The sequence below is a fragment of the Streptomyces iconiensis genome, assembly GCF_028657195.3.
Classification (GTDB): Bacteria; Actinomycetota; Actinomycetes; order Streptomycetales; family Streptomycetaceae; genus Streptomyces; species Streptomyces iconiensis.
Window position 1 is genome coordinate 123,471 of the sequence record NZ_JANCPR020000012.1, and the last position, 18,809, is coordinate 142,279.

The following is an 18,809-nucleotide window of genomic DNA, read 5'->3' on the forward strand; positions in this document are numbered from 1 at the left end:
TCAGCGCCATGCCACCCGCAGCGCGGTGGTGACATCCAGCGGCGAGCGCCCCGCCTGCGCGGCGAGGATTCCGGCCCCTTCCGCGCTCCTGGTATAGACGGGCTCCCCCACGCTGACCCAGCGGTGCCAGGCCCCGGCATAGGCCTCGACCAGCCGTCTGTTCGCGCCGACGACGCCGGGGACCGCGTGGTGCACGACGGCGTCGGCCGCCGCCGCGCGGCCCGTGATCCGGTGGCCGGCCCTGAGCCCGCGCGCGTGCACGACATAGCGGGGCAGGAGGTAACGCGGGTCGCCCACCGGCGAGATGACCTCGTCAAGGGCAGCGGCGAACCGCTCGGAGTGCTCCTGGGAGACCCCGTCGAGGCGGATGCCGTATCCGCCCGCGCCGTCCGGCTCGATCTGTACGGCCGCCGCCCCTTCGGGCAGGCACCCGGCGGCGTGCAGTCCGTCGGCGACGGAGTGCGCCAGCGCGGACAGCACGGGTTCGGCCGCGGCTTTACGCAGGCCGCGCGCGCCCGTGAGGGCCCTGGCCGCCGTGTACGCCGCCCACCCGGCCAGCGCCGCCGAGGCCGCCACTCCCGGAGTGCCCGCGGCCGGCGCGCCCGCCGGCCCTGCGAGCAGGGCAGCCGCGACCGTGGCCGCCGCGCCGGTGCGGCCGAGCGCCGGCCGGGGCGCGAGTCCGCGTGGTCCCGGTACGGCGGCCGGGGGCTCGGGCGGCGCCGCTTGCTCACCCCGCGCACCCATCACCGGCGCCTGTGCGCCGGGGCCGGTACGGAGGACGCGGAGCGTGTGGACCAGGTCGTCCTCGTACGGTGTGCCGATCCGCCACAGCTCGCGCACGGCGGCGCGGCCGTCCCCGATCCGGTCGAGCATCAGCGCGTTGAGGCGCGCGAAGTCGTGCGCGGGGGGCGGTGCGTACGGGGAGAGTTCCTGGTGGACGTGGGCGACCCCGGACATGACAGCGCCCGTGCCGGTGATGCCGAGGTAGCCCTCGTGCTTGCGCACGAAGCGGTCCCAGTCGCCGTTGCCCCGCAGATGGCCCTCGGCGACACACACGACCGACCATGTGTGCGCGGTCTTCTCCGGCCAGTCGGGGTCCGTGCGCAGGGCGCGGCCCCTGGTCTGTACGACGGCCGTGGGGGTGGTGGCCTCGCTGAGATCGACGAGCGTGTTCACGCCCCGCGCGTCCCAGCCCTCACCGAGCAGGGCACGCGTGCCCACCAGCGCCCGGGTGCCGCCGCTCTCCAGGAAGCGGGTGGCGAGCGGCACCCAGCGGCGGCTGGTCCAGGTGCCCGTCACCTCGACCACATCGGGCGCGGGCCACCCGCTACCGGCCGCCGGCCCACCTCCCTCCGGTCTCGCTGTCCCGGGCACCCGCTCCTCCGGCTCCCGCTCTTCCGGCTTCGCTGCCTCCGTGGTTCCCGCGGGCTCCAGACCCAGCCGCAGTCCTGGTTCCGCGTCCTGGCAGTAGCGGACGAAGCGTTCAGCGGTGGTGCGTGCGGCGGCGACGGTGCGGCCTGTGACGAGCAGCGGGGAGAGCGCGGCGGTGCGCGGGTCGGCGGCGAGTTCGCACAGGACCAGCCGCGCCGAGCCCGCCTGCTCGTCCAGCACTCCGTCCAGCCGGGCCGGCAGCGTGGCCGTAGCGCGCTCGTGGTCGCAGATGACCACGGCGCGCAGCCGGGCCCCCAGTGCCGCGTCCTCGGCGCCGAGGATCTCGCGTACCGCTCCGGTCTTGGCCGCGCTGCGTGCCAGCACCCTGTCGACGGGGGAGCGTCCCGCGCTGATGCCCCGCGCGGTGAGCCGGTATCCGACGGACGGCAGCGCGGCGCGTACCGCCTCGACGGCCAGCGCGTCCCTGGGCTCCCGGCTGCCGCTCAGGCAGTGCCGTACCCAGTCGTCCAGCAGCCGCACCCAGTCCCCGGCGTCGGGCGCCCGCCGGTGTTCCTCGCGCAGCCGGGCGCCCTCGGGCAGCGCGAGCAGGCCGTGGTGGTGGAGGCGCAGCGCGGCTGCGGCCAGTTCGGGCTCCTCGCGCGCGAAGCGGTGCCAGGGCAGCGCCCGGGTGTCCGTCTTGTCGTGCGCGCGCCGTACGGTGCGCGCGTCGTGCCAGGCCAGGAACGGTACGGAGGCGAAGCCGGGGTCGAGCAGCTGTGTGGTCAGCTCGGTGAAGCGCTCCGCCTCAGCGCCGATCCAGTCGGCCTCGGACGGCGTCGGCTCGGTCAGCCAGGCGAGTTCGGAGTAGGGGGCCAGATGGCCGTCACGTACGGCTGCGGGCAGCGAAGGCCCGCGTACCGCGGGCCCGAACAGCTCGTCGACCAGCCGCGCCTGTACGGGTGTGAGCCGGTCGGGCGGCGTCGCTGTGAGGCCGACGACGGTGACGCCCGGCAGCTCGCGCAGGAGTTCGGCGAGCAACTCGCCCCAGGTGTCGAGGAGATGGTGGCACTCGTCCAGGAGCAGGGTGAGGTCTCCCGCGGCGCGCAGCCGGTCGACCAGCTCGCGCCCCTGGGGGCGCAGCCGCCGCAGGTGGCCTGCCGAGCCCCTGCGCGCACCGCCCTCCTCGGCGACCTCGGCCTCGGGGTCGAAGGTCGCCAGCGACTGGTACGTCAGCACGGTGACCTGCGCGGCCAGGGAGCGGTCCGTGCCCGCAGGCGCGGGGGCCGGCCTGAAGGCGGCCCACTCGCGCCGCCACTGCTCCTGGATGGCGGTGTTGGGCCCGAGGACGACGGTCCTGCGGCCCAGCCGCCGCGCGGCCTCCAGCCCCGTGAGGGTCTTGCCCATGCCGGGCGGCAGCACGAGCCAGGCCCGGGAACGTCCCGCGGCGAAGGCCCGCTCCAGCTCGTCCAGCGCCGCGCGCTGCGGTCCCCTCAGCGGTACGGGCGGACGCGTGGCGGCCAGGTCCGCGTGTACGCGCGCCGCGTCGGCCTGCCCGCGCGCCGGGTCCTCGTGTCCGTGCGCCATGCGCGCCTCCCCCGGTCGCACGCTGCCGCTCCCCCGCGGCGCACCGCCGCTACCAGCCGCGAGCCCGCCACTCGTCCAGGTGCGGGCGCTCGGCGCCGAGGGTGGTGTCGTCGCCGTGGCCCGGGTAGACCCAGGTCTCGTCGGGGAGTTGACCGAAGAGCTTGGTCTCGATGCCGTCCAGGAGGCTGGTGAACGCCGCAGGGTCGCCCCAGGTGTTCCCGACCCCGCCCGGGAAGAGGCAGTCGCCGGTGAACAGATGGGGGTGTCCGTGCGGGTCGTCGTAGACCAGCGCGATGGATCCCGGGGTGTGCCCGCTCAGGTGACGGGCCGTCAGCTCGATGTCGCCGAACCGCACGGTGTCCCCGTCGTCCACGGGGACGTCGGTGGGCACGTCGATGCCCTCCAGGTCGTACCTGCCCGCGTACGTGCGCGCTCCGGTGGCTGCGACGACGGTGCTCAGCGCCTGCCAGTGGTCGCCGTGCCTGTGCGTGGTGACGACGGAGGCGATGCCGTCCTCACCGATGAGCCGCAGCAGGGTCTCGGACTCGTCGGCCGCGTCGATCAGAAGCTGCTCGCCCGTGGTCCTACAGCGCAGCAAGTACGCGTTGTTGTTCATGGAACCGACGGCGACCTTCGAGATCATCAGTGCCGGCAACTCGTGCACGTCCGCGGGCCCGCCGACCCTCACCACTCCGCTGTAAGCCATGGCCCCAGCCTAGAGTCTCCCGCCGCCACGGTACGGAGGCGGGCCGGTTCGGGGGAGCGCTCGGGCCGGGCCCGGCGGAGCGCTACAGCGGCGGCAGTGCGGGCAGGGACTCGCGCGCCGAGAGGCCGCTGCCGCTCGTACGCCCGGTGAGCCAGCCGACCAGGGCGACGGGGGTGCCGGCGACGACGAGCGGGCCCTCACCGGCCGCCTGCTCCGCTCCCGTACGCCAGGTCCTGCCGTCCTCGGCGCGCAGTTCGAGTGCCGTGGAGATGCCGGGGTGGCCCGAGAAGCGGTTCGCCATGTAGGCCAGCTGACGGTCCACGAAGGAGCCGGGGAGGTCTTCCAGCGTGTAGCCGATACCGAGGTCGACGTGGTGCAGCTCGACCTCGCCCCAGCGGCGGAAGGGGAGCGAGGAGGCGCGGTCGGTGACGCCGTTGCGCAGCGTGACGGTGCGGTTCCAGTCCTCTTCGCCGAGTTCGGCGAAGGCCGTGGCGAGGCGGGAGGAGCTGACGCGGACGTCGTCGAGCAGGGTGCCGAGCGCACGGGAGGCGCCGTTCTCGATGTCCGCTTCGCGCTTTTCGCCGCTGGCGTACATCGGCCTTCCCGCCAGCACGTTCAAGAGCGCGTCGGCGTTACGTGCGAGGTGGGTGAGGACATGGCCCCGGGTCCAGCCGGGGAGCTGGGAGGGCTCGGGAACGGCGGAACCCTCCAGCTTCATGAGGGCGCTCAGCAGCTCTTCCGTGGCGGACCTTACGAGGTCGGCGTCGTGCGCGGGCGTGGTCATGATCCAAAGTTAGTCCCGCCACACCTTCGGGTGGAAGATGGCAAGACCGGGCCTTAATTCGAAAGCACGTGCTATAGGCTCGGGGGAGGCTCCGTGCCAGGAAGCGAAGGACACTCCGGTCGGCGCCGTCCTACTCTTGGGGATGCCCCGTGCCGCCACGGGCGCTTCACCCCCCTCCGCCGCGCAGCACGGCTCGCGGCTCCGTAGCGGCTCACATGAAAGGTGCCAGCCAGCGTGGCAGACCGTCTTCTCGTCCGTGGCGCTCGGGAGCACAACCTCCGGAACGTCTCTGTCGACCTCCCGCGTGACTCCCTGATCGTCTTCACCGGTCTGTCGGGTTCGGGGAAGTCCTCGCTCGCCTTCGACACGATCTTCGCCGAGGGACAGCGGCGCTACGTCGAGTCGCTGTCCGCCTACGCCCGGCAGTTCCTCGGGCAGATGGACAAGCCCGACGTCGACTTCATCGAGGGTCTCTCCCCCGCCGTCTCCATCGACCAGAAGTCGACCTCGCGCAACCCGCGCTCGACGGTCGGCACGATCACCGAGGTCTACGACTACCTGCGGCTGCTCTACGCCCGTATCGGCAAGCCGCACTGCCCCGTCTGCGGACGCCCCATCGCGCGGCAGTCCCCGCAGGCCATCGTGGACAAGGTGCTCGGCCTGGAGGAGGGCAGCCGCTTCCAGGTGCTCTCGCCGCTGGTGCGCGAGCGCAAGGGCGAGTTCGTCGACCTCTTCAACGAGCTGCAGACCAAGGGCTACAGCCGCGCCCGCGTCGACGGGGGGACCGTCCAGCTCTCCGAGCCGCCCAAGCTCAAGAAGCAGGAGAAGCACACCATCGAGGTGGTCGTCGACCGCCTCACCGTCAAGAGCGGTGCCAAGCGGCGGCTGACCGACTCGGTCGAGACCGCGCTGGGGCTCTCGGGCGGCATGGTGATCCTCGACTTCGTGGACCTCGAAGAGGGCGACCCGCAGCGCGAGCGGATGTACTCCGAGCACCTGTACTGCCCGTACGACGACCTGTCGTTCGAGGAGCTGGAGCCGCGCTCCTTCTCGTTCAACTCCCCCTTCGGCGCCTGCCCCGAGTGCACCGGCATCGGTACGCGGATGGAGGTGGACCCGGAGCTGATCGTTCCGGACGAGGACAAGTCGCTGGACGAGGGCGCGCTCCACCCCTGGTCGCACGGGCACACCAAGGACTACTTCGCCCGCCTGATCAACGCGCTCGCCGACGCGCTCGGCTTCCGCACGGACATCCCCTGGGCCGGGCTGCCCGCGCGCGCCAAGAAGGCGCTGCTGTACGGGCACAGGACCCAGATCGAGGTGCGGTACAGGAACAGGTACGGGCGTGAGCGCGCGTACACCACGGCGTTCGAGGGCGTCGTGCCGTTCGTCAAGCGGCGGCACACCGAGGCCGAGACCGACAGCAGCAGGGAGCGCTTCGAGGGCTACATGCGCGAGGTGAACTGCCCCGCCTGCGAGGGCACGCGCCTCAAGCCGCTGATCCTCTCGGTCACGGTGCAGGACAAGTCCATCGCCGAGGTCGCGGCGATGTCGATCACCGAGTGCGCCGACTTCCTGCGCGACATGACGCTGACGGGCCGCGAGCGGCAGATCGCCGAGCGCGTCCTGAAGGAGGTCAACGAGCGGCTGCGCTTCCTCGTCGACGTCGGCCTCGACTACCTCACCCTCAACCGCGCGGCGGGAACGCTCTCCGGCGGCGAGGCCCAGCGCATCCGGCTGGCCACCCAGATCGGTTCGGGACTCGTGGGCGTGCTCTACGTCCTGGACGAGCCCTCGATCGGGCTGCACCAGCGCGACAACCACCGGCTGATCGAGACCCTGGTGCGCCTGCGCGACCTGGGCAACACGCTGATCGTGGTCGAGCACGACGAGGACACCATCAAGGCGGCCGACTGGGTCGTCGACATCGGCCCTGGGGCCGGCGAGCACGGCGGCAAGGTCGTGCACAGCGGCTCGCTCAAGGAGCTGCTGGAGAACCCCGAGTCGGTCACGGGCGAGTACCTCTCGGGCAAGCGGGAGATCCCCACCCCGGCCGTACGCCGTCCCACCGATCCCGCGCGGCAGCTGACCGTACGGGGCGCGCGCGAGAACAACCTCCACGACATCGACGTCTCCTTCCCGCTCGGCGTGCTGACCGCCGTCACCGGGGTCTCGGGTTCGGGCAAGTCGACGCTGGTCAACGACATCCTCTACACGCACCTGGCCCGCGAGCTGAACGGCGCCAAGTCCGTGCCCGGCAGGCACACCCGCGTGGACGGGGACGACCTCGTCGACAAGGTGGTGCACGTCGACCAGTCGCCCATCGGCCGTACGCCGCGCTCCAACCCGGCGACGTACACCGGCGTCTTCGACCACGTGCGCAAGCTCTTCGCCGAGACGACCGAGGCCAAGGTGCGCGGCTATCAGCAGGGCCGCTTCTCGTTCAACGTGAAGGGCGGCCGGTGCGAGAACTGCTCGGGTGACGGCACGATCAAGATCGAGATGAACTTCCTGCCCGACGTGTACGTCCCCTGTGAGGTCTGCCACGGTGCGCGCTACAACCGGGAGACCCTGGAGGTGCACTACAAGGGCAAGAACATCGCCGAGGTCCTGGACATGCCGATCGAGCAGGCCCTGGACTTCTTCGAGGCGGTCCCCGGCATCGCACGGCATCTGCGCACGCTCAACGACGTCGGGCTCGGATACGTCAGGCTCGGCCAGTCGGCACCGACGCTCTCCGGCGGTGAGGCACAGCGCGTGAAGCTCGCGAGCGAGCTTCAGAAGCGTTCGACGGGCCGCACGGTCTACGTCCTCGACGAGCCCACCACAGGGCTGCACTTCGAGGACATCAGCAAGCTCATCGGCGTGCTCGAAGGGCTCGTCGACAAGGGCAACTCGGTCATCGTCATCGAGCACAACCTGGACGTCGTCAAGACGGCCGACTGGGTCGTCGACATGGGCCCCGAGGGCGGCAACGGAGGCGGTCTCCTGGTCGCCGAGGGCACGCCCGAGCAGGTCGCCGGCGTGCCTGCCAGCCACACGGGCAAGTTCCTGCGTGAGGTCCTGGGCGACCGGGTCAGCGACGCGACACCGGCGAAGCGCGCGCCGAAGAAGTCCGCCACCAAGAAGGCGGCGTCGTCGAAGGGTGCGAGGACGGCCAAGAAGACCGTCGCCGCCGGGAGCACCATGAAGGCCGTCACCGCGAAGGCGGTCCCGGCCGAGAAGCCGGCCGCCAAGAAGACGGCAGCCAAGAGCGCTCCCAGGACCGCTGCCAAGAAGGCCACCGGGAAGACGACGGCGGCCAAGAAGACGGCCGTCACGGCGAAGAAGCCGGCTACGGGCAAGCGCTGAGGGCCGGGGACGTAGAGTACGGCGCGTGACGAGCAACGAACCGCGGACCACGCGCCGCACCGTCCTCTGCGGCGCGGCACTCGCCGCACTCGGTCTCACCGCCGCCGCGTGCGGGGGCTCCGACGACGACGGTGGCGGCTCCGACGGCTCCGCGGCCCCGGACAAGTCCGTTGAGCTGGGCGCGTCGAGCGCCGTCCCCGTCGGAGGCGCGAAGCTGTACCCCGAGCAGAAGCTGCTGGTGGCGCAGCCCGAGAAGGGCGACTTCAAGGCGTTCAGCGCGGTGTGCACCCACCAGGGAAGCGTGCTGGGCGAGGTGGTGAAGGGCGAGGCGGTCTGCCCCCTGCACGGCAGCAGGTTCGCCGTGGACACCGGGAAGGTCGAGAAAGGGCCCGCCACCAAGCCGTTGCCCTCCGTCCCCGTGAAGGTGAGCGGCGGCAAGCTCGTCGCGGGGCCCGACAAGTAGTTCCGCGCGGCCCGGTCACCCACATGTGTGGTCCCGCGCGGTGGCACGGTTCCGGCCCGGTGGAGTTGCCCGAGTGCGCTGGAGTCGGCCCCGGTCCTGTGGCGCGGTTCCGGCCCCCGCGGTGCGGCTTCGCCCCTGTGGACCGTTCCCCGGGGCCTGTTCCAGTGGCCCCGTCGGGTGTCTCAGTCCCAGTCCCAGCCGATGCCGAGGATGCCGGGGCCCGCCCCCGCCCGTACGAGGTGGACGGTACGGTTCGCGCCGCTCAGGGTGAGGTCCTGGGTGTGCGAGGGACGCGCAGCCGCCGAGGCGCGCGAGAAGCTGAGGCAGCGTACGGGGAGCGCCGTCGCGTCGAAGCACACCTGGAGCACGTACTGCCCGCCGCCGAAGCTGAACCCCCGTACGTACTCCCGGCTTTCGCCTCCCGTACCGTCCTCGAACGCGTACCCGAAGACATAGGTCTCGCCGGCCCGTAGCCGGGTATCGAAGAGCAGTTCAGCGACGACGACGCTCGCACCCGCGTGCCACCGCACGCGCCCGACGCGGCAGTTCTCCTCCGCGTGCACGCGGACGCTCGCGGGCGCGCAGCCCGGGTCGCCGTGGTGGATGGCGAGATAGCGGTCGACGCCGTCCCTGTGTGCGCGGACGGCCTGCTGCGAGGCGCGGGTGAGGAGTTCGCGGTGCGGGCCGATACGGACGCGCTCCCAGTGGTCGAGGGTGTGCAGGCCGCCGTCGAGCGGCGCCTCCAGTTCGGTGAGGAGACCGCGCAGGACGTCGGAGCGTGCGACGAGCGTCTGGTACGAGCGGGAGGCGGGCCGCTCGCAGCCGGCTCCGCCGGCGGACGCCAGATGCCGGGTGAGCGAGTCGGCGGGCAGGTCGAGGACCTCTTCGAGGGCCCGCACGGCGCGCAGCGACTCGCTGCGCGCTGGACGGCGCGCGCCCTGCTGCCAGTAACTGAGGCTGGTGACACCGACGTTGATGCCGCGCTGCGCCAGCCGGTGCCGCACCCTGTGGAGGGCGAGGCCGCGTGCCTCGATGGCGGCGCGGAGTGCGTGGTGGAAGGGGCCGTCGCGCAGCGCGCGGGACAGCTCGGCCTCCCTGGAGTGAACGTTCACCGCCGCCGCACCGCCTTCCCGCCGCTGACCAGCCGGCGTGCCGTGACCATTCACATCTGGACCGGCACGTTCACACCGCCTCCCTGCCCCGTATTGAAGCGTGTTGACCAGGTCCCGACAACTCACGATGCTCATCGGCAGCAGCATCCGGATGCGCTCCTCCACCCCCCCCCTTCGTCCCCCTGGGAGGAACGCGATGCCCCAACTGTCCCTTCGCCGCCGTGAACCCGGCGGTCGAAGCCGTACGCGCCGCAGACGGCTCACCCTGGCTGCCGCTGTGGCCGCAGCGCTGATCGCCGTACCCACCGCTGTCGCCACGGCGGCGCCCGACGCCTCCTCGCCCGGCGGCTCGCCGCAGGTCCTGGCGGCCAAGCGGCTCAACATCACCATGCAGGCACAGCAGTTGAGCAACTGGTGCTGGGCGGCCGGCGGCAACACCATCGCCGCCTACATGGGCAAGAACTACAACCAGAACGCCTTCTGCAACGCCGCCTTCGGCCGCAGCCAGGGCAGCTCCTGCCCGAACAACCAGGCCACGCTCGGCAACGTGCAGAACGGGCTGCGCTGGATGGGCCTCAACCCGGGCTCGTACGTGTCCGGCTGGCTGAACTACAGCACCGTGCAGCGCGAGGTGAACGCCGACCGGCCGGTCGAGACCCGTATCCAGTGGAGCTCGGGCGGCGGCCACATGCACGTCCTCTACGGCTACGACACCAGCCAGAGCTGGGTCTACTGGGGCGACCCGTGGCCCTCCAACAGCCGCTACAACTGGGCGTCGCACAACTGGTACATCAACAACAACCAGTTCTCGTGGACCCATTCGCTCTACGGGATCGGAGCGTGAGGTCCATGACAGCGCAGCGGCACACCACAGGGCACGCGGAAAGCACCGGACGCCCGCGGCACACCACAGGGTCCACCGGAAAGCGCCCATCAGGACGCGCGGAAGGCCGTCTCCTCGGAGCGGCGGCGCTCAGGGCCGCGGCGGCGGGAGCGCTGACCGTCGCACTACTGGGCATCGCCCCGTACGCGCAGGCGGCGGGCGACGACAAGGGACGGGCGGCGCCCGAGCCGCCCGCCAGGGGCTCGGCTCCTGCGGCGCAGCAGGCGGCGTCCGACGACGGCACGCTGAAGACGCTCTCGCGGTTCTTCGCGCGGGACGGCGCCGTGAGCGCCAAGAAGGCCGACCCCCGGATCGTCGGCAAGGCCGTGCCCGTCTACACCCTGTCGGCCGGTTTCGTGACAGCGGCCAAGGCAGGCGCGGCGCGGACACCCGTCGCCGAACTGGAGGTGTTCGCCAGCGAGGCGGTCTCCTCCGACGGGCAGCGTGCCTCCGTGATGGCGGCGCGTACCGGCGGCGACTGGCGGGTGGTCAACATCGCGACCGGTGACGACGAGACCAGGTACGCCGCCATGGGTGCGAAGAAGGCGCCCGGCGGCACGGTCTTCCAGGAGCCGCAGATCGACGCGTGGTACGTCCTCAGAGGGACGCGTGTGCTGCCCCTGGACCCGGACGCCCGTAAGGCGGTCGGCGCCGGAGGGACCAGCCTGGGCGCGTTCCACCAGAGAGTGCACGCCGAGTACGCGGACAAGCTGCCGGGGTCGGCGTACGACAGGAAGGGGCTCGCGGGTGGCTTCGGCCCTGAGGACCACGGCGGTGCGCGCGTGGACGGCGGAGCCGCAGCTCCGGGGACACGGGCACAGGGCCCTGACGCCGACGGGCCAGCGGCGGTCCAGCGCGCCGAGCGGGCGGCGGTGTCCCGGGCGAGCGGCCAGGGCGATGCCGTGGGCACCGTCGCCGCTACGGCCGGCGCGGGCGCGCTCGTGCTGGGTGCTGCCGCGGGTGGCACATGGCTGATCCGGCGCAGAGCAGGGGCCGCGCGCGGCTGAGGCCCTCCGCCGCGCACCCCGACGGTGCCCCGGTCCGCTGCCGGCGGGCCGGGGCACCGGTGTGCCCTGCTGTTTCCCTCGATTTCTCCCGGGTCCTCTGGTGTAGACCGGTCCCCCTTGGGACGCTGTGCCGCACTCTGCGCAGAAAGCGCAGTGAACACTGGTGTTTGTGGGGGACGTTGTGAGACGACAAGTCCGCGCACAGGGAAACCACGGCAGACGCAGAAGCCTCCTCGCCCGGTCGCTGCTCCCAGCGGCGGCCGTCTCCGCGCTGATGACAGGGCTGCTCCCGACCGCCACGGCCGCAGCCCCGCAGGACCCGGCCGACGGACCGCGTGCCCCCGTCTCCGCGCGTCACCAGCCGGGCGCTCCCACGCCTCGCGGGATCGCCGACCGGGACGGCATGGAGCTGTCGCGGACGCAACGGCCCGTGGCACCAGGAGCCGAACTGACCTCGTTCCAGCGGCTGGAGTCCGACAAGTGGCTGCGGGCCGACGCGCTCAGCCTCAAGCTGGGCGGCTCCTCGCGGGGCGCGACGGCCGACTATCTGTCCTCGGGCAAGGTCTCCACGCGCAAGCCCGTCAGCGAGCTGGCCGCCGCACACGACCCGGGCAAGGGGCGGCGTACCGTCGCGGCGCTCAACGCCGACTTCTTCGACATCAACGAGACGGGCGCCCCGCTCGGCCCCGGCGTACGGAACGGCACGCCCTCGCACTCCGCAGCGCCCGGCATCACCGAGGCTGCCGGTATCGGCCCCGGCGCCGCCGGGCGCATCCTCGACCTGTACTTCGAGGGCACCGTCACCCTGCCGGGCGGCAAGGCGGCGCTGGGCGGACACAACGCGGCGAACGTGCCCCTCGACGGCATCGGCGCCTACGACGCGGGATGGGGCGAGGCCGACAGGGCGCTGGCCGTGGACCACGCTCCGGAGGCAACCGAGGTGACGGTCGAGGACGGCAAGGTCACCTCCGTCTCCGAGAAGCCGGGCAAGGGCGCCGTCCCCGAAGGCGTCACGGTCCTCCTCGGCAGGGGCGAGGGCGCGACGCGGCTGGCGGCGCTGCGTACGGGCGACCCGGTGGCCGTCGAGTACCACGTACGGACCGACGACGGCTCGGACGTACCGCGTACGGCGGTCGGCGGGCGCGGCCTGCTGGTGGTCGACGGGCAGGCCCAGGACTGGGAGGGCAGGCCGAACAACGCCGCCGCTCCGCGTACGGCCGTCGGCTTCTCCCGGGACGGCGGCACGATGCACGTCCTGACGGTCGACGGGCGCCAGGCCGCGTCCGGCGGTGTCACGCTGACCGAACTGGCCGTGATGATGCAGGACTTGGGCGCCTACAACGCCCTCAACCTGGACGGTGGCGGCTCCTCCACGCTCCTGGCGCGCGAGCCGGGCGCGGAGAAGCTGCGGCTGGAGAACTCCCCCTCGGAGGGTGCGGAGCGCGAGGTGCCCAACGGGCTGGCCCTGACGGCGCCGGCGGGCTCGGGGCGGCTCTCCGGCTTCTGGGTGAAGACCGCGACGGACCCGGACCAGGCACCGACGGCCGACACCGTGCCCGGCGGCCATCCCGAGCGGGTCTTCCCCGGACTGACCCGGGCGCTGACCGCGGCGGCACACGACGAGACCTACGGTCCGGCGAAGGGCGCGCAGCGCCCGGGGTGGCAGACAGCGCGGCCTGATGTGGGCCGCGTCGACGGCGGCGGCGTCTTCCACGCGCGCCGCGCGGGCAGTACGCGGGTCACCGCGCGCAGCGGCGCGGCCACCGGCGTGACGGAGCTGGAGGTCGTGGGCGAGCTGGACCGCGTCCGGCCCACGACGGACCGGGTGGGGCTCGAAAACGGCACGGCCACAGGGACGTTCGGGCTGGTCGGGTACGACGCCGACGGCACCAGCGCACCGATCGACCCGGCGGACGCGCGCCTGGAGTACGACCGTTCGCTCTTCGACATCACCCCGGCCGAGGACACCTCAACGGGTGGCTTCACGGTCAGGGCCCGCGCGGGCCAGGACTCGGCAGCCGGAACGGTCACCGTCACGGTCCAGGGCCGCACCACCCGGCTCGCCGTCACCGTCGGCCTGCACGACCGGAAGGTCGCGGACTTCGGCGACGCCGCCGACTGGAAGTTCAGCGCCGCCCGCGCCACAGGGTCGGTCGCCCCCGAACCAGCGGGCAAGGACGGCCAGGGACTCAAGCTCGCCTACGACTTCACCCAGTCGACGGCCACCCGCGCCGCCTACGCCAATCCGCCCGCGCAGCGCGCCGTTCCGGGCCAGCCCAAGAGCTTCACGCTCTGGCTCAAGGGCGACGGCTCCGGCGCCTGGCCCTCGCTGCACCTCAAGGACGCGGCCGGCACCGACCAGGTGCTGCGCGGCCCGAAAGTCGACTGGCGGGACTGGCGGCAGATCACCTTCGACGTGCCCGAGGGCGTCTCCTACCCGCTCAGGCTGCACCGCTTCTATCTCGCTGAGACCCGGCCCGCCGCGCAGTACCAAGGCGAGGTCGTACTGGACGAGTTGGTGGCGCGCACCCCGCCCGATGTGGACCTGCCGCCCGCCGGCAGGCCGCAGGACCCGCTGATCTCGACGGCGGCCGACACGGCGGGACGCGACTGGCGGTTCGCCGTGATGTCGGACGCGCAGTTCGTGGCCAGGGCCCCGGACAGCGACCTCGTACGCCAGGCACGCCGCACCCTGCGTGAGATCCGCGCGGCACGCCCCGACTTCCTCGTCGTCAACGGCGACCTGGTGGACGAGGGCTCGCCGGAGGACCTGCGGTTCGCGCGCAAGATACTGGAGGAGGAGCTGGGTGACGCCGTCAAGTGGTACTACGTGCCGGGCAACCACGAGGTGATGGGCGGCTCCCTGAGCAACTTCGTCAACGAGTTCGGTCCGGCGCAGCGCACTTTCGACCACAAGGGCACCCGCTTCGTCACCCTGGACACCTCGTCCCTGACCGTCAGAGGGGGCGGATACGCGCAGTTCCAGGAGCTGCGGCGGCAGTTGGACGATGCCGCGCGTGACCGCCGCGTCGGCTCGGTGACCGTCATCCAGCACGTACCACCGCGCGACCCCACACCGCAGCAGGGCAGCCAGCTCACCGACCGTATGGAGGCGGACCTGCTGGAGGACTGGCTGAGCGACTTCCGCTCCCGTACGGGCAAGGGCGCCGCACTGATCGGGGGGCACGTCGGGGTCTTCGACGCCTCCCGCGTGGACGGCGTCCCGTACCTGATCAACGGCAACTCCGGCAAGGCACCGGCGGCGCCCCCCGGCGAAGGCGGCTTCACCGGCTGGTCGCTGCTCGGCGTCGACCGGGGCAGGCCACCGCGCGACGGCGACTGGATCGCGGCGCAGACCCGCGCGCATGTGGACGGGCTCTCGCTGGAGGCGCCGGCGCGGGTACGGGTCGGCGAGAAGGCCGAGGCTTCCGCGACGGTGAGCCAGGGCACGGGGTCCGCCACGCGGAAGATCCCCGTCGGCTGGCCGGTGAGCGCGGACTGGCCCGCCTCGCCCGGCCTGTGTGTGCGGGGGACGGTGCCCCGGGGCCGGTGTGTGGCCTCCTACGACCCGGATACCGGCTCTCTCAGCGGCAACCGGCCGGGCAAGGTCACGCTGTCGGTGACCGTGAACGGCACCCGCGCTGAGCGCGAGGTGACGGTGGGCCGCTGACAGCCGGCGCCCGTGCGCCACCCGTCCGGCACACGGGCGCCGGACGGGTGGCGGGCGGATGACGGCTCCCGGCCCCGCCCCGTACCGGAAGGACAGCGGGGCGGGGCCGGGAGGTGTGCGGGGCCCGGGAGATGTCCGGGCCCGGGGGGGCGAGTCGGGTGCGGGTGCGGGGGCGGGTCAGGAGTCGACGTCGGCCTTGGTCGTCGACCCGCTGTCCTTCCTGGCGGTTCCGTTTCCGGTCTCGGCTTCGGTGCTGGTCTCGGTACCGGTCCCGGCTTCGCTGCCGGTCTCCCCGTCCTTCCCGAGCGCGGCGCCGTCCTTGCCCGCCGGGTCGTCGCCCCCGCCGGGGGCCTCCGCGCCGCCCTCGCCGGGGGTGGCGGCGGCGTCCTGTCCGGCGGCCTCAGCGGCCTGCCGCTCCTGCTTCCTGGAGGCGAGGAGCGAGGTGATCGTCGTGACGACCAGCACGGCGCAGATGACGCCCAGCGAGACCGGGATGCTGATCTCCGGGACGTGGACCCCCGCCTCGTGCAGCGCGTGGAGCACGAGCTTCACGCCGATGAAGCCGAGGATGACCGACAGGCCGTAGGACAGGTGCACCAGCTTCCTGAGCAGGCCGCCTATGAGGAAGTAGAGCTGGCGCAGGCCCATCAGCGCGAAGGCGTTCGCGGTGAAGACGATGTACGGGTCCTGGGTCAGGCCGAAGATCGCCGGGATCGAGTCCAGCGCGAAGAGGATGTCGGTGGTGCCGATCGCGAGCATCACGATCAGCATCGGCGTCATCAGCTTCTTGCCGTTCTCGACGACGAACAGCTTGGTGCCGTGGTACTTGTCCGTGGACGGGAAGCGCCGCTCGACCATCTTGAGGAAGCGGTTCTCTTCCCACTCCTCGTCCTCCTCGTCCGCGCGCGCCTCCTGGATCAGCTTCCACGCGGTCCAGATGAGGAAGCCGCCGAAGATGAAGAAGACCCACGAGAAGGTCGAGATGATCGCGGCACCGCCCGCGATGAAGATGCCGCGGAGCACCAGGGCTATCAGCACACCCACCATCAGCACCCGCTGCTGGTAGATGGTCGGCACCGCGAACTTCGCCATGATCAGGATGAAGACGAAGAGGTTGTCCACGCTCAGGGACTTCTCGGTGATGAACCCGGCGAAGAACTCTCCGGACGCCTGAGCGTTCCCGAAGAGGAAGAGGCCGAGCCCGAAGAGCGCGGCGAGAACGATCCAGACGGTGGTCCAGGTCCCGGCCTCCTTGAGGGAGACCTCGTGCGGCTTTCGGCCGCCGATGAAGAAGTCGACCGCGATGAGGGCGCTGAGACCGACGATGGTCAGCACCCACAGGGTCATGGAGACATCCATGGAAATCCTCCGGCTCGCATCCTGCATGGGCCGGAGGTCTCTTCCACCCTGACCGCGTCTCCCAGATGCGATCGGGCCGGCGCCCCGGGATCGGTCATGTCGATCCGTATTGACGGGGTCGCCGCGGGGCTGGGAATACTCCCCTCCGTTGAAAGAGATAGTAAAGCAACCCCATATAAAGGCAAAGTTAGAGTCATGTGACCTGGGCTTTCGTCCAGCTCTATGACGTCATCCAGCCCTACGACGCCGCCCGGCCCGCCCGGCCCACGGCCGGCGTGCCTGCGCGCTCACGTGCTCGCGGCCTGCTCCTCACGATGCGCGCTCACCTGCCCACGCGCTCGCGGCCTGCTCCTCGCGATGCGATGCGTGCTCGCGTACATGCGTCCTCGCGTGCCTGCGTTCAGCGCCCGTCCGACTGCCGCGCGGCGACGATCCGGCGCAGCACCTGGGGCACGACCTGGCTGCCGTACGGCGCGAGCGGCGGCTCGTAGGTCCATGAGTGGCCCACCCACGGGTCGGCGAGGTGGTCGTCAGGAACCGGGCTGAGGCGCAGGAGGGAGCGCCAGAGCGGGTCGAGCACGGGGCCGTAGCCGCTCGCCTCCTGCCGGTCGGCGACCATCATCAGGCTCACCCCGACCGAGGGGCCCTCGTCCGCGAGGTAGCGGAGCTGGGTGACCGCCCTGTCGTCGAAGCCGTGCGGGAAGTCATGGACGACGAGCAGCTGGTCCGACACGTCCAAGTCGTCCGGCAGCGCGTCGGTCGCACCGCTGCGTACGGCCATCTGTACGAGGTCGACGCGCCGCGTGAGGCGTTCCAGCACCCGCGCCACGCCCTCGGCGCCCACGGCCGGGGGCTCGCGCAGCGCCCCGGACTCCACGAGCGGCGCGAGCGCCGTGGCCGCCGAGCCCGCGGGGTCGATCACGTGCAGCGAGAAGTCGCCCGCGGGATGGACGGCCATGATCCGCGCAGCGAGCGCCGTCGCCGTCTGCGCCGCGAGCCGCCGCAGCTCGTCAGGGTCGGCGAAGGCGGGGCCCTCACCGCCGGACTCGCGCCCGCTGTCGATCCACAGGCCCCGGTCCAGCGGGAGTCGCACCAGCATCGGGATGCGCAGTTCGGGGCACTCGGGCAGGCTCAGATCGCCGACGCGCAGCGCCATGGGCTGCTCGGCCGGCGGCTGGTACGCCTGCCAGACGGGGTTGTCCCAGCGGGCGAAGGCCGGCGGCAGCGCGGGCTCGACCACCTCGGACTCGGCGGTGAGCTGCTCGACATCCCTGTCGAGCACGGCCTGCGCCTTCTCGGCGAGCTGGGTGTAACGCTCCATGGCCGTCGTCCTGGCGGCATCGGCGCCCTGCCCGAACCGGGTGCGGGGATCGTCCAGCACCTTCTCCAGCTCCCGGTCCCTGCGCGAGTCGGCGAAGTCCACGGCGGACCGGTAGGCCGCGACCGTACGGGCCAGGTCCTCGAACATGCCCCAGACCTGGTTGTAGAGCCGCTCCTCCGCCGACCAGCCGGGCGCGTCCCCCGCGACGGGCTGCGGCGCCTGCTGGGGCTGCGACTGCGGGGCCGGGGAGGGCTGAGGCTGAGCGGACTGGGGCTGGGGGGACCGGGGCCCGCCCGACGGGGACTGGACGGCGCGGATCGGACCTGGGTGGGACTGGGGCCGGGGCTGGGAGGGATCGGATTCCCGGCGGGGAGGCGGCGGTTCGGCCTTGCGGCGCGGGTGCCGGTAGTCGATCGGCCCGCCGGGCGCTGAGGACGCCGGTGCGGACGCGGCGTCGTCACGGTCACCGCGCCGCCCGTCCTCGCGCCGCCCGTCCTCGCGCCGCCCGTTCCGTTCGGGAGGCCGGGCCACCGAGCGTGCCGTTCCCTCGGCCACCGCCTCGTTGATGGCGTCGGCCAGCAGCCGTGCGTCGGGCAGGTCCTGGTCGCCCAGCATGGCCGCGAGCCCGCCCGCGTACCCCTGGCCCACGGCGCGGACCTTCCACGCGTGCTCGCGCCGGTACAGCTCCAGCGCGACGACGGCGGACTCCGACTCCAGCCCGGTGACGGTGTAGGTGGCGATCTCGCCGCCTACGAGGTCGGTGACCGCGAGGAACGGGGCGGCGAGCGCCCCGAATCCCGAAGGCCCGCCCTCGCCTTCGGGGAGGGCCAGCAGTACGTTCACCCGGTGCGCCTCCTCGGGGAGCGCACCGAGGTCGACGGCGAGGCGGTGCACGGCGGCTGCCTGCCGGGAGACCTCCAGCCCTGGCAGGTTCGGCGCCGCCGGATGAGCGACCCACCCGGCGTCCCGCGTACGCCCCTCGGCGTCGTTGAGCGTCGCACCCGCGATGACCGGCCTGCCGGCCGACACCCGGATCTCCACTCGGGTCACGGGCAGCGGGTGGTTCTGTCCCCGCACCAGCTCGGCCGTCATCCTCGCGCCTCTCCCCTGTCGGCACCCGCCGGGTTCGGCCGGTGCCGGTCTGTGCTGTCTCCGCCGGTCAGCGTCGGTTGACGGGCGGAACGGTGTGGGCCGGCTG

The 18,809-nt window shown here is 72.4% G+C and carries 11 protein-coding genes; 5 read left to right on the forward strand and 6 right to left on the reverse strand.

The genetic code is table 11. The features are described 5' to 3' along the window. The 3 genes from NMN56_RS14485 to NMN56_RS14495 form a co-directional block, all read right to left on the reverse strand. Nucleotides 1-2,955: a DEAD/DEAH box helicase family protein gene (locus NMN56_RS14485; protein ID WP_274044707.1), complete on the reverse strand. Its 2,955-nt coding sequence runs from the start codon at nucleotides 2,953-2,955 to the stop codon at nucleotides 1-3. Nucleotides 2,956-3,004: 49 nt separating this feature from the next. Then, nucleotides 3,005-3,661: an MBL fold metallo-hydrolase gene (locus tag NMN56_RS14490; RefSeq protein ID WP_274044708.1), complete on the reverse strand. Its 657-nt coding sequence runs from the start codon at nucleotides 3,659-3,661 to the stop codon at nucleotides 3,005-3,007. Between the two features lie 82 nt (nucleotides 3,662-3,743). Continuing rightward, on the reverse strand, nucleotides 3,744-4,445 hold the full coding sequence (locus tag NMN56_RS14495) for a maleylpyruvate isomerase family mycothiol-dependent enzyme (protein ID WP_274044709.1): 702 nt from the start codon (nucleotides 4,443-4,445) through the stop codon (nucleotides 3,744-3,746). Between the two features lie 234 nt (nucleotides 4,446-4,679). Here NMN56_RS14495 and uvrA point away from each other — a divergent pair, with 234 nt between their 5' ends. After that, complete coding sequence (uvrA, locus tag NMN56_RS14500; RefSeq protein WP_274044710.1) at nucleotides 4,680-7,796, forward strand: excinuclease ABC subunit UvrA; 3,117 nt, start codon at nucleotides 4,680-4,682, stop codon at nucleotides 7,794-7,796. A gap of 25 nt (nucleotides 7,797-7,821) precedes the next feature. Next, complete coding sequence (locus NMN56_RS14505; RefSeq protein ID WP_274044711.1) at nucleotides 7,822-8,259, forward strand: Rieske (2Fe-2S) protein; 438 nt, start codon at nucleotides 7,822-7,824, stop codon at nucleotides 8,257-8,259. A gap of 182 nt (nucleotides 8,260-8,441) precedes the next feature. On the opposite strand, the gene NMN56_RS14510 is transcribed toward NMN56_RS14505, so the two are convergent. Beyond that, entirely contained in the window at nucleotides 8,442-9,371 is a 930-nt protein-coding gene (locus NMN56_RS14510; protein WP_280842806.1) for a hypothetical protein, read from the reverse strand. 196 nt (nucleotides 9,372-9,567) lie between these two features. On the opposite strand from NMN56_RS14510, the gene NMN56_RS14515 reads away from it, so the two are divergent. The 3 genes from NMN56_RS14515 (at nucleotide 9,568) to NMN56_RS14525 (ending at nucleotide 14,931) form a co-directional block, all read left to right on the forward strand. Further along, nucleotides 9,568-10,215: a papain-like cysteine protease family protein gene (locus tag NMN56_RS14515; protein ID WP_274044713.1), complete on the forward strand. Its 648-nt coding sequence runs from the start codon at nucleotides 9,568-9,570 to the stop codon at nucleotides 10,213-10,215. A gap of 5 nt (nucleotides 10,216-10,220) precedes the next feature. Beyond that, a complete protein-coding gene (locus NMN56_RS14520) occupies nucleotides 10,221-11,261 on the forward strand; it encodes a hypothetical protein (protein WP_274044714.1) in 1,041 nt (346 codons plus the stop codon). 274 nt (nucleotides 11,262-11,535) lie between these two features. Beyond that, nucleotides 11,536-14,931 (forward strand): phosphodiester glycosidase family protein, encoded by a 3,396-nt coding sequence (locus NMN56_RS14525; protein WP_430542579.1) that lies wholly within the window; start codon nucleotides 11,536-11,538, stop codon nucleotides 14,929-14,931. 177 nt (nucleotides 14,932-15,108) lie between these two features. Here the strand turns inward: NMN56_RS14525 and NMN56_RS14530 are convergent, their stop codons facing one another. Further along, a complete protein-coding gene (locus NMN56_RS14530; RefSeq protein WP_430542580.1) occupies nucleotides 15,109-16,278 on the reverse strand; it encodes a TerC family protein in 1,170 nt (389 codons plus the stop codon). Between the two features lie 412 nt (nucleotides 16,279-16,690). Beyond that, nucleotides 16,691-18,703, reverse strand: coding sequence for a TerD family protein (locus NMN56_RS14535; protein WP_274044715.1), 2,013 nt, complete (start codon nucleotides 18,701-18,703; stop codon nucleotides 16,691-16,693). Between the last annotated feature and the right edge of the window lie 106 nt (nucleotides 18,704-18,809).